The organism is Halorubrum sp. Ea1, from assembly GCF_002252965.1.
Classification (GTDB): domain Archaea; phylum Halobacteriota; class Halobacteria; order Halobacteriales; family Haloferacaceae; genus Halorubrum.
On the sequence record NZ_NHPG01000096.1, the window covers coordinates 22,970 to 36,725 of the forward strand.

A 13,756-nucleotide genomic window follows, 5' to 3' on the forward strand; every position below is an offset into this window, starting at 1 on the left:
TATAAAATCTCTGTACTGAGCGATTGAGGGTGCCATAGTATCAACTGAGAAGGATTTCAACAGAGCCCAGTGGACGGAATTTCGGAAAAATTTCCATTCACGCCGCTAGACACCGGATCGGGTAGAAGCACAACGAACCTACGATCCCAACTTGGGGGGACCCTGTTGAGTGAAGTCGGATGAGGGGAACACTGAGTGGAAAAGCTTTTTCTCAGTGTGCATGAAATCTATTATACTGTTTCCGCCCGTTTGCTATCATAAATGAACAGCGAGTCTGCCACTACGAACTCTGTATCCTGTATAGTTCCGGTATACAATGATTCGGTTGGAGTTAGTAATACGCTTCAGAGTCTTAGTCAACAGACTCTAATCGGATACGAAGTGCTTGCCGTTGATAACGGGTCTACGGACGACACCCGCGGGGTAATTCATAGATACGCAAAAAGGAACGACACCATCCATCTCCTCGTTGAAGATCGCATACAGGGCTCTTACGCTGCTCGCAACAAGGGCATCAAACACGCTCAAACAGACATATTAGCCTTTCTTGATGCTGATGAGACCGTGGATGAAGACTGGCTTGAGACTGCCGTCGAAGCCATGAACGAGCAAGGAGTTGACTATCTCGGCTGTAAAGTTGAACTAACAGCTTCTGAGGAGACGCTCATTGGACGATATAACGCACACACAGGCTTTCCGGTGAAACAGTATCTTGAGCAGGAACAGTATGCTCCGACGTGCGCTCTACTGGTCAGACGCGAAGTTTTTGATAATATCGGCCCTTTCGACGCTCGCTTGATCTCTGGTGGTGATCGGGAATTTGGGGAGCGCGTCCACGAGGCTGGGTACAAACAGGGCTACTCTGCAGATGCAACTGTTCATCATCCAGCTCGAGTCACCTTCAGATCCCTTGCAAAAAAGAATGTCCGCGTTGGTCGAGGGTTCTGCCAGAAGCAGCGTTACTACCCACATCGCTACGGCCATCCCGGTATCCCACCATCGCCGAACGGACAAAGTCATGCGAACGAGGAGAACGAGTCTCAATCAGTCGGCATGCGACTTGTCTTCGCGTTTCTCTCCTTCGTGATGCTCACGTTTAGAGGCATAGGCTACTATTACGAGTTCCTTTTTGGCGAGGACCGGGAGGACACCCCGGCAGCTACGAATTAGCCTTTTCTACAAGGTCTGGCGTTACCATCGCGTACAAGTATCCCAACCCAACTGTTAGTGTGAACACGCCGATTGCTACGAGCTGCTTCACCGCAGCTGTTGACGGTGACTGAGCCAACCCGTTTAGCCGCCGCGGTACGCGATCCGTCACTAACCATTTTAGATAATCTCCTTTAGCGTCGGGGGCGTCTGGATACAGCAAGTCCATCACACGCTTAGAGTACCCCTGCCAGAATGATCGTGACACCAACCATCCAAACTCCCCGCGGTATTCAAACAGGGTATGATGCACAACTGCGTTCTCAGTGTACACCATCCCCTGTCCAAACTCCTTCATAAGACGGATTCCAACGGGGGCTTCGTGAGCCTGTAAATGCTTGTCACCCTTTCGGCCTGTGTTTGGATCATACCCACCAACTTCGAGAAACGCGGCACGCCTGTACGAAATATTTGACCCATACGTATTCCGGACTTCCTCGCCATCATCAGCGAATCCAGGTTCGACACAACCGACAAGCCAGTAGAACTCCTCAGGAAAGAATTCCGGCCGTTTACCCTGCCAGTTTGGACGCACGTCGCCTCCGACTGCGATCGCGTCCGTTTCTTCGTACACATCCACGAGGCTGCTGATCCAGTCTTCTTCCGCCACTCCATCGTCGTCGATGAACGCAACGATTTCGCCCGACGCCAGCTCCGCTCCACGCGTCCGACTGTAGGAGATTCCTTGATTCTCCTCGTTGTCGAAGATAACAATGTTCTCATAGTCGCCGAAGTCCTCGACCGCCCGCTCGTACACCTCGGGGTTGCCGTCGATCACGAGCACGATTTCGATGGGGTCGTACGTCTGTGCGAGCGCGCTCTCGACGGCCTCCGTGGAGACGTCGTAGCGATCCATCGTGTACGTGCAGATGACGACGGAGACCTTCATTGTCGCCAACTTTTCTCCCTGGATCAATAAGAATTCTGAACCCGCCGCCGAGCGGTATATAACAAGTCTTATGGAGGTTTTGGGAGTTCCATCGTGTAATGAGCGAGCAAACCGACACCGCCGGGGACGACGAGGGGTCCCCCCTCGACGCCCTCCAACGGTGGTACCACGTCCCGCTCCTCCTCGTGGCCGTGGCCTTCATGCTGTGGACTCGTCTTCGATCGTACGGGAATTTCATCCAAAACGGCGAAGTGTACTTCCGCGGCAACGACGCGTGGTACCACTTCCGCGAGACGAGCTACCTCCTCGAGAACTGGCCAAACACCCTCCCCTTCGACGTCTGGACCGGCTTCCCCGTCGGCCGGTCAGCCGGGCAGTTCGGGACACTGTGGGACCACATCATGGTAGTCAGCGTCTGGATCGCCCGCCCGATTATGGGGAGCACGGAGGAAGTCATGCTCATCATGGCTCCCATAGCAGGTGCACTCGTCGCGATCCCGACCTACTTCATCGCACGGCGATTCGTCGACCGGTTCGCCGCGGTCGCCGCCGTCGTCGTCCTCGCGCTCCTGCCGGGTACCTTCTTCACCTACAGTCTCGTCGGCTTCCCCGACCACAGCGCGGCCGAGGTCCTCTTCCAGAGCCTCGCCGTCCTCGCGTTCCTCGTCGCCTTCGCGGTCGCCGAGCGCGAGGCGCCCGTTTGGGAACTCGTCGTTGACCGTGACTGGGACGCTCTCAAACGACCGACCGCGTACGCCGCGGCCGCGGGCATCGCGCTCGGCCTCTACATGTGGACGTGGCAGCCCGGCGTCCTCATGGTCGGCTTCACTGGTGTCTTCCTCGCGATCAAGATCACCAGCGGCGTGTACCACGGTACCACGCCCGAACCGATCGCCTTTGCGGGTGCCGTCGCGATGGGCGTCGCCGGCCTGATGCAGGTGATCCCGCTCGACAACTTCTCGTTCGGCGTCACCGCCTACTCACTCACGCAGGTAATTCTACCGCTGGGCGTCGCCCTCGGCGCAGTCTTCCTCGCGTGGCTCGCCCGTCAGTGGGAGTCGCGCGGACTCGAGGTCGACACCTACCCGCCGGCCGTCGGCGGGCTTATCCTCGCGTCCGCGGGCCTCGTCTGGCTGGCGCTTCCCTCTCTCTGGCGAACGATCACCGGCAATCTCCTGAACTTCGTCGGCTTCAGCGCAAGCGCTAACCTCCGCACCATCGGTGAGGGGCAACCGCCACTTCAGGAAGCCGCCTTCTCCGACTTCGTCCTCTCCCAGTACGGCTTCGCCTTCTTCCTCGCACTCGCCGCCATTCTTTACATCATCGCGCGTCCCCTCTACCGCTCCGACGACCCCAACCACACCCTCTACATCCCCGCCGCGCTCGCCGTGATCGGCTCCGTCTACGCGGTCCCCCAGCTCTACGGCGCCATCGGCGATGTCATCGGGCTCGACTGGCAGGTGGTCGGACTCGTCATCGCGGCGGTGTTCCTCGTCGGCGCGACGTTCCTCGTCGAGTACGACACCGAGGAGCTGTACTTCGTCGTGTGGGCGGCGTTCATCGGGAGCGCCGCGTTCACGCAGACCCGCTTCAACTACTACCTCGCGGTGATCGTCGCGGTCGGCGCGGCGTACTTCCTGCAGGTCGCGCTCGACGCGATCAGCCTCCGCTCGCTCGACGACGTCCGCGATATCGAGGGGTGGCAGGCGATGACGGCGATCGCGCTCGTCGTCGTCCTGATCGTCCCGCTCGTCGCGATGGCGACGCCCGTCTGGGCCGCCGGCGCGAACACCGGTCCCGGCGGCGTCACGCAGTGGGACGGCAGCCTCCAGTGGATGAACGACGAGACGCCCACGCCGGGCGAGCTCGAGGGCGCGGACAACCCCATGGAGCTGTACGGCACCTACGAGCGCCCGGCCGACGGCGACTTCGACTACCCGGAGGGCGCGTACGGCGTGCAGTCGTGGTGGGACTACGGCCACTGGATCACCACCCGCGCGGAGCGCATCCCGAACGCGAACCCGTTCCAGCAGAACGCGGGCGAGGCGGCGGATTATCTCCTCGCGCCGAGTGAGGAAGCGTCCAGAGAGGTCCTCGCCAGTCAGAGCGAGGAGGGCGCGAACACCCGCTACGTGATGGTCGACTGGCAGATGGCGTCGCCGAACTCCAAGTTCGGCGCGCCGGTCACGTTCTACTCGGGCAACGAGACGCGCTCCGACTTCAACCGCGTGCTCTACCAGCAGACCGAGCAGGGCGGCTTCAGCACGGTGATGCAGGTGAACACGCAGCGCTACCACGAGAGCCAGATGATCCGCCTGTACGAGCACTACGGCAGCGCGGTCGACCCCGAGCCGGTCGTCGTCGACTGGGAGACGCGGACCGCCCAGACGCAGAGCGGCGAGCAGGTCGAGGTGAACACGCTCCCGGCCGATCCGACGACCACGGTGCGGCAGTTCGACAACATGACCGCGGCGCGCGAGTACGTCGAGCAGGACGGTAGCGCGCAGATCGGCGGCGTCGGCGACCTCCCCTCCGAGCGCGTCGCCGCGCTCGAACACCACCGACTCGTCCACGCCTCGCAGGCGCGGGGCCAGTCGCCCTCGGCGCTGCAGGTCCGCGTCCTCCAGCAGCTCGTCCCCGAGGGAACGAGCGTCGAGGATATCCTCGGTGAGTCCTTCCTCGCGGCGTTCCAGGACGACTACGTGAAGACGTTCGAGCGAGTGCCCGGCGCGACGATCGAGGGGTCGGGCGCCGAGCCCGGTCAGGAGGTCGAGGCGACCGTCGAACTGGAGAAGTCCACGGGACAGACGTTCGAGTACACGCAGTACGCCGAGGCCGATTCGAACGGCGAGTTCGCGTTCACGGTGCCGTACTCGACGACCGGCTACGACGAGTTCGGCCCGGAGAACGGCTACACGAACACCAGCGTCCGCGCGACCGGCGCGTACACCGTCACCACCGCGCAGACGACCGGCGACGACCTGTACACCACCCAGCGCGTCGGGCAGGTCGAGGTGACCGAGGGGCAGGTCGTCGGCGCGGACGACGCCGCGGCGACGGTCGAGCTCGAAGAGGAGATAATCGACTGCCCGAGCGGCGACCCCGACTGTCCGGTCGACGGGAGCGGCTCCGACGGCGGCGACGGATCGAGCAACGAGAGCGCGACGGTCGCGCCCGCGACGCCGATCGGGGCGGACGCTGCCGCCGAGGCGACCGTCGGCATCGGCGCGAGCCCGTAACCAGCGATGGCCGGCCTTCGAGAGTGGGCGACGCTGTACCTGAAGGGCGTCGCGATGGGGAGCGCCGACGCGGTCCCGGGCGTCTCCGGCGGCACCATCGCGCTCATCGTCGGCATCTACGAGCGCCTGATCGCGGCCGTGACGGCGGTCGACCCGTCGCGGATTCGACGCGTGCTCGCCGGCGTCCGCCCCGCCAATATCCCGGACGCCCGCGCCGCGTTCCACGAGATCGACGGCGCCTTCCTGCTCGTGCTCGGCGCGGGGATCGGCACGGCCGTCGTCACCGTGCTGAGCGGCGTCAACTATCTCCTCTCGACGCGACCGGTCGCGACGTACGGCTTCTTCTTCGGACTGATCGCGGCGAGCGCGGCGGTGTTGATCCGGGGCGTCACGCTCGACACGTCACGACGAAAGGCGGCGGCGGTCGCGGGCTTCCTGCTCGCGTTTCTCGCCTCGGGCGTCGCCTCGACCGGCCTCGGCAGCTCGCTGCCGCTCGTCTTCGTCGCCGGCGCGGTCGCGGTCAGCGCGATGGTGCTCCCGGGGATCTCGGGGTCGCTCCTCCTGATCGTGCTCGGCCAGTACGAGTACATGTCGGGGACCGTGAGCCGAGCCGTCGACGGGCTCGCCGCGTTCCTGACCGGGAGCGGGAGCGACGCGCTCGTCGAGACGCTCCCGCCGGTCCTGACGTTTCTCCTCGGCGGGGTCGTCGGGCTGTTCACCATCGCGCACACGGTCAGGTACGCGCTCGCCCGCGCTCGGGCCGCCACGCTCGCGTTCCTCGTGAGCCTCGTGGTCGGCGCGCTCCGGGCGCCGCTCCTCGAGGTCTCGACTCGACTCGCCGAGAGCGGGGAGTCGTGGCAGGGGGCGGCGCCGCGGTTCGCGCTCGCGGCGCTCGTCGGCGCGGCGTTCGTGTTCGTACTCGACCGGTACTCCGCGGCGATCGAGTACTGACCGCGACCGGACGCGGCCGGTGCGCACTCGGTGGCTTGAAATCGACGCCGGCCGAAGCCGCGAGCGATGCGAACCCGTCGAACCCTGCTGGCGTCGGGCGTCGCCGGACTGGCGGGCGTCGCCGGCTGCGTCGCGTCCCCGTCGGGCGGACGTAACGACGAGGCCGGGGGACGCGAGGACCCGAACGCCGCCGACGTCGACGCGCGGCTCGGGCTCGTCGGCGACCTCATGCTCGGGCGCAGCGTGAACGAGCGGTGGGCCGACGACGACCCCGCGGGGGTCTGGGGGCCGACGCTGCCGCGCCTCGCGGAGCTCGACGGGCTCGTCGCCAACCTGGAGTGTTGCGTCTCCGAGCGCGGCACGCGGTGGCCCGACAAGGTGTACTACTTCCGGTCGGCCCCGGACTTCGCGATCCCGGCGCTGGAGGCCGCCGGCGCCTCGTTCGTCTCGCTCGCGAACAACCATATCCTCGACTTCCGCGAGCCCGCGCTCCGCGACACGCGAGCCCACCTCGGCGACGCGGGGATCGCCCGCGCCGGCGCCGGGACCGATCTCGGGGCGGCGCTCGAGCCCGCGGTGTTCGAGGCGGGCGACCTCACGGTCGCGGCGTTCGGCCTCACCGACCAGTCCGAGGCGTTCGCCGCGACCCGAGACGGGCCGGGCACCGCCTTCGCGACGCTCGACCCCTCGGTCCCCGCGACGCGCTCGCTCGTCGAGGGAGTCCTCGACGGCGCCCGCTCGCACGACCCGGACCTCGTCGTCGCCTCCCTGCACTGGGGCGCGAACTGGGAGACCGAACCGCGGCGGGTCCACGAGCGGTTCGGGCGCTGGCTCGTCGATCGGGGCGTCGACGTCGTCCACGGCCACAGCGCGCACGTCCTCCAGGGCGTCGAGGTGTATCGGGGACGGCCGATCGTCTACGACGCGGGCGACTTCGTCGACGACTACGTCGACTACGTCGACCGGCAGGGGGTTCACAACAAGCGCAGCGCGGTGTTCGAGCTGGTCGTCCGCGACGGCGACCTCGACGAGCTGTTCGTCGAGCCGACCGCGATCGTCGACGAGGCGGCGACGCTCGCGGACCCCGACGTCGCCGAGTGGGTCCGGGAGACCGTCGCGGAGCGCTCCGCACCGTTCGGGACCGACGTCCAGCGCGTGGCCGGCGGCCTCTCGATCCCGTTGGGCGAGGGATGAACCAGGGCGACGACGCTCACCCGGTGGATAGCTTGAAATGCGCCTGGCCGCTAGCGGGGATATGTTCGGTCTGAGCGCGACGCAGCTGGAAACGATCATGCCGGTCCTCCTGATCGCGATACTGGTGCTCGGCGGCGCGTACACGTTGTTCGTGCTGTCGACGGACTCGACCTGAGCGTCCCGCCTCGGCGCGTCCGTCAGGCGGACGCCTAGCGGACGCCACCGTGTCAGGCCCCCGAGCGGGATACGTCAGGCCCCCGGGCTGGATACTTCAGGTCCCCGAGCGGGATACGTCAGGCCAGCCGACCGATCGCGTCGACGATCACGTCGACGCCGACGTCGATCGCGTCCTCGTCGACGTCGAAGTACGCCGTGTGGTGGCCCGAGGGATTGCTCGCGCCGACGCCGAGGTACGTGGCGGTCCCACCCTGGTCCTGCACGCGGCGAATGAGGTAGGAGGCGTCCTCGCTGCCGCCGAACTCCTTCTCGATGATCCGGTCGACGCTCGGCGTCGCCTCCGCCGCGGCCTCGACCACGTCGACCACCGCGTCGTCGTTGCGGAAGGTCGTGGTCTTCCCGTAGAGGCTCGTCTCGACGTCGACGTCGTGCATCGTCGCCGCGCCGTCGACGACCTCGCGAGCCCGCCCGAGCATGTACTCGTTGAGGTCGTGGGTCTCGCCGCGCACCTCGACCCGCATCGTCGCCTCCTCGCAGACCACGTTCTGGGCGTTGTCCGCGCTCACCCTGCCCACGTTGACCCGCGTCGCGCCGTCGCCGTGGCGCGCGATCCCGTAGAGGTTCCCGATCGCCGCGGTCGCCGCCTGCAGCGCGTTCCGCCCGGCGTGCGGCTCGCCGCCCGCGTGGGCCGGCTCCCCGGAGAACGTCACGTCGACCTTCGCGTTCGACAGCGGGGCGTCGTAGCTCGAGACGACCGTCCCCGTCGGCTCGTCGAGCCCGACGTGGACGGCGAGCAGGCGGTCGACGTCGTCGAGGTGGCCGCTCTCGGCCATCGGCTTGCCGCCGCGCCCGCCCTCCTCGGCCGACTGGAAGAAGAACTTCAGCGTGCCGTCGAACCCGCTCTCGGCGAACGCCCGGGCCACGCCGACGCCGATCGCGGCGTGCGCGTCGTGGCCGCAGGCGTGCATCTCGCCGGGGTGGACGCTCGCGAACCCCTCCGCGGCCGGGCGGTGGTCGTCGTCCATCGCCTCCTGTCGTTCGAGCGCGTCGATGTCGGTCCGCAGTCCGATCGTCGGGCCGTCGCCGAACTCCCGCGTCGCGATGACCCCGGTGACGTCGCCCATCGCGTCGAGGTACGCCGCCGGCGCGCCGGCCTCCCGAGCGCGCTCCTTGGCCGCGGCGACCTCGTCGACCGGCGGCACGCCCATCCGCTCGTCCGGTGCGACGGTGTCCTCGCCGACGAGCACGTCGTACCCCAGGCCGTCGAGTTCGGCCGCCAGCAGCGCGGAGGTCCGGAACTCCTTCCAGCCCGCCTCGGCGTGGCGGTGGAGGTCTCGTCTGATCGCTCGCAGCGTCTGCCCCTCGAACGAGTGCAACGCGTCCATACCCGTCACCCTCGCGGGCCGTCGGAAAAAATCACCCGGCGAAGCTGGGTCGCCGTCGCCCCCGATTCGGCCCCGTGCCCTGCTGGCGTCCAAACCCTATTGGGGCGCAGGGGTCAACGCCGACCGTGACGGACACCAACCGCGAGTGGGTGCTCGCCGAGCGACCGACCGGCGAGCCCGACGAGGACTGTTTCGAACTGCGGGAGACCGACGTCCCCTCCCCCGCGCCGGGCGAGCTCCTCGTCCGCACGCGCTACCTCTCCGTGGACCCGTACATGCGCGGTCGGATGCGCGACGCCGAATCGTACGCGGAGCCGTGGGCGGTCGGCGACCCGCTCAGAGGCGGCGTCGTCGGCGAGGTCGTCGAGAGCGCGCACGACGCGTACGACGCGGGCGACCTCGTGACGGGCGAGGGGCGGTGGGCCGACTACGCGGCGCTCGACGCGGCCGACGTCGCCCCGGTCGACCCCGCGGTCGCCGACCCCGAGACCTACCTCGGCGCCCTCGGGATGCCGGGGCGGACCGCCTACTTCGGGCTCCTGGAGGTCGGCGAGCCGAAGCCCGGCGACACGGTCGTCGTCTCCGGCGCCGCGGGCGCGGTCGGCTCGGTCGTCGGCCAGATCGCGAAGCGAACCGGCTGCCGCGTCGTCGGCTTCGCCGGCAGCGACGAGAAGACCGACTGGCTCACCGACGACCTCGGCTTCGACGCGGCGATCAACTACGAGACGACCGACGACTACCGCGACGCGCTGGAGTCGGCCGCGCCGGACGGCGTCGACGTCTACTTCGACAACGTCGGCGGGCCCATCACGGACGCCGTGTTCACGCAGCTGAACCTCGACGCGCGCGTCGCCGTCTGCGGGCAGATCGCCCACTACAACGACGAGGAGATCCCGACGGGCCCGCGGAAGCTCCCCCAGCTGATCCCGGTCCGGGCGCGGGTCGAGGGGCTGCTCGTGAGCGACTTCGCGACCCGGTTCGGCGAGGCCAGCGAGCGGCTCGGACGGTGGGTCGCGAGCGGCGAGTTGACGCACCGCGAGACGGTCGTCGACGGCCTGGAGAACGCTCCGGACGCCTTCCTCGGGCTGTTCGCCGGCGACAACATCGGTAAGCAGGTCGTGCGGGTGTCGTCGCCGGACGGGGAGTAGGCGGGGTCGGTTTCACGCACGATACGTCCCCCTCGCTCTCCCGCTCCCTCCTGCTCTCCAAGCCGCGCCGCGACCGTTCAGGCGACGTGTCGCTCGCTGAGCGTCTCTCCGCGCTCGAACCGGTCCAGCGACAGCGGCGAGACGTCGAGGAGGTCCGTGTCTCCGTCGACGGCGAGGTCGGCGGCGATCCGGCCCGCGGCGGGCGCGTGTTGGAAGCCGTGGCCGGAGAACCCGGCGACGGTCACGAGGCCGGGGAGCGTCTCCTCGACGATCGGGTGGTGATCGGGTGTGACCGCGTACAGACCGGCCCAGCCGCGCCTGATCCGCGTGTCGGGGCCGAAGTACTCGGCGTAGTCGGCGGCGCGCTCGACCGCGCGCGCCGCCCACTCGACGTCCATCCCCTCGTCGTAGTCGTCGGGGTCTCGAGCGGGGTCCGCCTCGTCGAAGTGGCCCCCGACGAGCGCCGCCCCGTCCCGCTCGGGGCGGAAGTACGAGCCCGTCTCGAGGTCGATCGTCAGCGGGACCGACTCGGGGACCGGCGGCGCGGGGTCGACGACGGCGATCTGTCGGCGCCGAGGCGAGATCGGGAGGTCGACGCCGGCCATCGCGCCGACCGTCGCGGCCCACGCGCCCGCGGCGTTGACGACGCGGTCGACCTCGCGGCGCTCGGAGTCCGTCGCGCCGACCGCGCGGAGGTCAGCGCCGACGACGCGGTCGCCCTCGCGGTGGAGGCCCGTGACCGCCGTCTTCGTCCGAACGTCGACCCCCCGTTCGCGGGCGGCCGCGGTGTACCCCTGGACGGCGAGGTTCGGGTCGGCGAACCCGTCGTCGGGGTTGTACGCGGCCGCGACGAACGGCTCCGGGTCGAGGCCCGGGCAGCGGTCGGTCGCTTCCGCGGGCGTGAGCAGTTCGCTTTCGGCGCCGAGCGCACGCTGCGTGTCGACGTTCGCGCGGAACCGCTCCGCGACCCTCTCCGTCCGAGCCAGGAGCAGGTAGCCGGTCTTCCGCAGTCCGATGTCGACGCCGAACCGCTCCTCGAAGGCGTCCCACACCTCCTTGCTGGCGAGCGAGAGCTCGACGTTCACGCGCGAAGAGAACTGCGACCGGATCCCGCCGGCCGAGCGGGCGGTGCTGGCGTTCCCGAGCGACCCCTTCTCGACGAGGGTCACGTCCGCGCCGCGGTCGGCCAACGCGTACGCGGCCGAGAGCCCGACGACGCCCCCGCCGACGACAAGCGTGTCCATACCCCCCGATCGCGCCCCGAGATCATAAACCTCCGACGCCGAGCGGCTCCCTTCGCGACCCCGCCGCGGTTCGGAGAGCGAGCCGGCCCGAACGGATCGCCCGACGAACGGGCTAAGTCGCCGCGGAGCGACGACCCGGGCATGGTGCTCGCACTCTCCGCGGAGGCGGTCGACCGCCGCCTCGACCTGGCGTCGCTCGTCGACGTGGTGGACGACGCGTTAGTCAAGCAGGCCGCCGGCGAGGTCGAACGACCGCACCGGCCGCATTTCCCGGTCGGCGCGGGGCTCGACGGCGACGACCCCCTCGGAACCGGCATCGCGATGCCGGCGTACGTCCACGGGGCGGACCACTACGCGACGAAGCTCGTCGGCGTCCACGAGGGGAACGCGGAGCGCGGGCTCCCGACGATCAACGCGCAGATCGTGCTCACGGAGGCCCGAACGGGTCTCCCGAAGGCGTTCATCGCGGGGACGGCGATCACGAACGCCCGAACCGGCTGTATCGGGGCGGTCTCGGTCCGGGCGTTGGCTCCGGAGCCCGACGGCGAGGGGCTCACTCTCGGCGTCGTGGGCGCGGGCGCACAGGCGCGCTGGCAGACGCGCGCCATCGCGACCGTCGCGAAGCTGTCGGACGTTCGGGTCCACTCGCCGAGCGACTCGCGGGAGGCGTGCGCGGCGGACCTGCGCGGCGAGGGGATCCCGGCGCGCGCGGTCGACACGCCCGGCGAGGCCGTCGCGGGCGCCGACGTGGTCGTGACCGCGACGACCGCGACCGAGCCCGTCTTCCCGCCCGACGCGCTCGACGCGGGGGCCCTCGTCGTCGCGGTCGGCGCGTTCACGGCGGAGACGCAGGAGCTCGATCCCCGCGTGCTCGACCGCGCCGAGCGGGTGTTCGCCGACGTGCCCGACGAGGCCGCCGAGACCGGCGACCTCCTCGCGAGCGACCTCGACGTCGACGACCTGGTCGAACTCGGCGTCCCCCTCGCGGACGGGTACGTCAGGGAGTCGCCCGACGGGGTGTTGGCGGTCGTGAGCGTCGGGTCCGCGACGCTGGACGCCGCGGCGGGCGAGGCGGTCTACCGGCGGGCGGTCGAGGCGGGCGACGGCACCGAGGTCGAACTGTAGCCCGGTCGACGCCGGCTCGCCGACGCGGACGACCGACGGCTCGGCCGAAACCGCGGGCGATGTCGGCCGCGGGCGACGCGGACCGACCCTCGCGGCGGACGTCGTCGACGGCGACCGGAGAGATGAGGTATCGACTATTCTTAAGTAGCCTGACCGCTTTCGCCCCGAACAGATGTCCCACGACGCGCGAGCGAGACTGAGCGACCTCCGACGGGCGTTCCATCGCCACCCGGAGCCGGGGTGGCGCGAGTTCCGGACGACCGCGCGCGTCGTCGCGGAGCTCGAACGGATCGGCGTCGACGAGGTCGCCGTCGGCCGCGACGCCCTCGCGACCGACGCGCGGATGGCCGTCCCCGACGACGACGAGATACGCCCGTGGCTCGACCGCGCCCGTGATGCGGGGGTGAGCGAGGACCTCCTCGAGCGCACCGCTGGCGGCCACACCGGCGTCGTCGCGACGCTCTCGCAGGGCGAGGGGCCGTGTATCGGCCTGCGCGTCGACCTCGACGGGATCTCGATCCACGAGTCCGAGGACCCCGACCACCGGCCGACGGCGGAGGGGTTCCGGTCCGAACACGACGGCTACATGCACGCCTGCGGTCACGACGCGCACCTCGCGATTGCGCTCGGAACGATCGAGGCGATCAGAGAGAGCGCGTTCGAGGGGACGCTCAAAGTGTTCTTCCAGCCGGCCGAGGAGATTTCCGGGGGCGGGAAGGCGATGGCCGAGAGCGGCCACCTCGACGACGTCGACTACCTGTTCGCGCTCCACGTCGGGCTCGGCCACCCGACCGGCGAGATCGTCGCCGGCGTGGAGAGCCCCCTGGCGATGGCGCACCTGACGGCCACCTTCGAGGGAGCGAGCGCCCACGCGGGGAAGGCGCCGAACGAGGGGGCGAACGCCATGCAGGCCGCCGCGGCCGCGATCCAGAACGCGTACGGGATCCCGCGCCACCGCGACGGGGCGACGCGGGTGAACGTCGGCAAGATCGAGGGCGGCTCCGCGAGCAACGTCATCGCCGAGGAAGTGACCATCGAGGCGGAGGTCCGCGGCGAGACGACCGCGCTGATGACGTACGCGCGCACCGAGCTCGAGCGGATCCTCTACGCCGCTGCCGAGCTCCACGACTGCGACGTCGCCCCGCGCGTGATCAGCGAGTCGCCGTGCGTCGACAGCCACCCGGCGCTCCGGGAG

At 68.6% G+C, this 13,756-nt stretch carries 10 protein-coding genes; 7 read left to right on the forward strand and 3 right to left on the reverse strand.

Features of this window, described 5'->3' with window-relative positions; translation table 11 throughout:
* Positions 1-261 precede the first annotated feature (261 nt).
* Positions 262-1,170: a glycosyltransferase family 2 protein gene (locus DJ73_RS11670; RefSeq protein ID WP_094558029.1), complete on the forward strand. Its 909-nt coding sequence runs from the start codon at positions 262-264 to the stop codon at positions 1,168-1,170.
* On the opposite strand, the gene aglG is transcribed toward DJ73_RS11670, so the two are convergent.
* Entirely contained in the window at positions 1,160-2,098 is a 939-nt protein-coding gene (aglG, locus tag DJ73_RS11675) for a glucosyl-dolichyl phosphate glucuronosyltransferase (RefSeq protein WP_094558030.1), read from the reverse strand. The two genes, DJ73_RS11670 and aglG, sit on opposite strands and share 11 nt — an antisense overlap.
* A gap of 98 nt (positions 2,099-2,196) precedes the next feature.
* On the opposite strand from aglG, the gene DJ73_RS11680 reads away from it, so the two are divergent.
* The 3 genes from DJ73_RS11680 to DJ73_RS11690 all read left to right on the forward strand — a co-directional run bounded on the left by DJ73_RS11680 (position 2,197) and on the right by DJ73_RS11690 (position 7,482).
* A complete protein-coding gene (locus DJ73_RS11680; RefSeq protein WP_094558031.1) occupies positions 2,197-5,337 on the forward strand; it encodes an oligosaccharyl transferase, archaeosortase A system-associated in 3,141 nt (1,046 codons plus the stop codon).
* A gap of 6 nt (positions 5,338-5,343) precedes the next feature.
* Positions 5,344-6,288, forward strand: coding sequence for a DUF368 domain-containing protein (locus DJ73_RS11685; protein ID WP_094558032.1), 945 nt, complete (start codon positions 5,344-5,346; stop codon positions 6,286-6,288).
* Positions 6,289-6,354: 66 nt separating this feature from the next.
* Complete coding sequence (locus DJ73_RS11690; protein ID WP_094558033.1) at positions 6,355-7,482, forward strand: CapA family protein; 1,128 nt, start codon at positions 6,355-6,357, stop codon at positions 7,480-7,482.
* Between the two features lie 293 nt (positions 7,483-7,775).
* Here DJ73_RS11690 and DJ73_RS11695 read toward each other — a convergent pair whose 3' ends face one another.
* Positions 7,776-9,044 carry an amidohydrolase gene (locus tag DJ73_RS11695; RefSeq protein ID WP_094558034.1) on the reverse strand — a complete coding sequence of 423 codons (1,269 nt, stop codon included), beginning with the start codon at positions 9,042-9,044 and terminating at the stop codon, positions 7,776-7,778.
* 125 nt (positions 9,045-9,169) lie between these two features.
* Between DJ73_RS11695 and DJ73_RS11700 the strand changes: the two genes are divergently transcribed.
* Positions 9,170-10,192, forward strand: coding sequence for an NADP-dependent oxidoreductase (locus tag DJ73_RS11700; RefSeq protein ID WP_094558035.1), 1,023 nt, complete (start codon positions 9,170-9,172; stop codon positions 10,190-10,192).
* A gap of 77 nt (positions 10,193-10,269) precedes the next feature.
* Here the strand turns inward: DJ73_RS11700 and DJ73_RS11705 are convergent, their stop codons facing one another.
* Positions 10,270-11,436, reverse strand: coding sequence for an FAD-binding oxidoreductase (locus DJ73_RS11705; protein WP_094558036.1), 1,167 nt, complete (start codon positions 11,434-11,436; stop codon positions 10,270-10,272).
* A gap of 141 nt (positions 11,437-11,577) precedes the next feature.
* Here DJ73_RS11705 and DJ73_RS11710 point away from each other — a divergent pair, with 141 nt between their 5' ends.
* Both DJ73_RS11710 and DJ73_RS11715 read left to right on the forward strand, forming a co-directional pair.
* Positions 11,578-12,561, forward strand: a complete 984-nt coding sequence (locus tag DJ73_RS11710) for an ornithine cyclodeaminase family protein (RefSeq protein WP_094558037.1) — start codon at positions 11,578-11,580, stop codon at positions 12,559-12,561.
* Between the two features lie 172 nt (positions 12,562-12,733).
* Positions 12,734-13,756, forward strand: a 1,023-nt coding sequence (locus DJ73_RS11715) for an amidohydrolase (RefSeq protein WP_094558038.1), incomplete at its 3' end; no start/stop codon positions are given.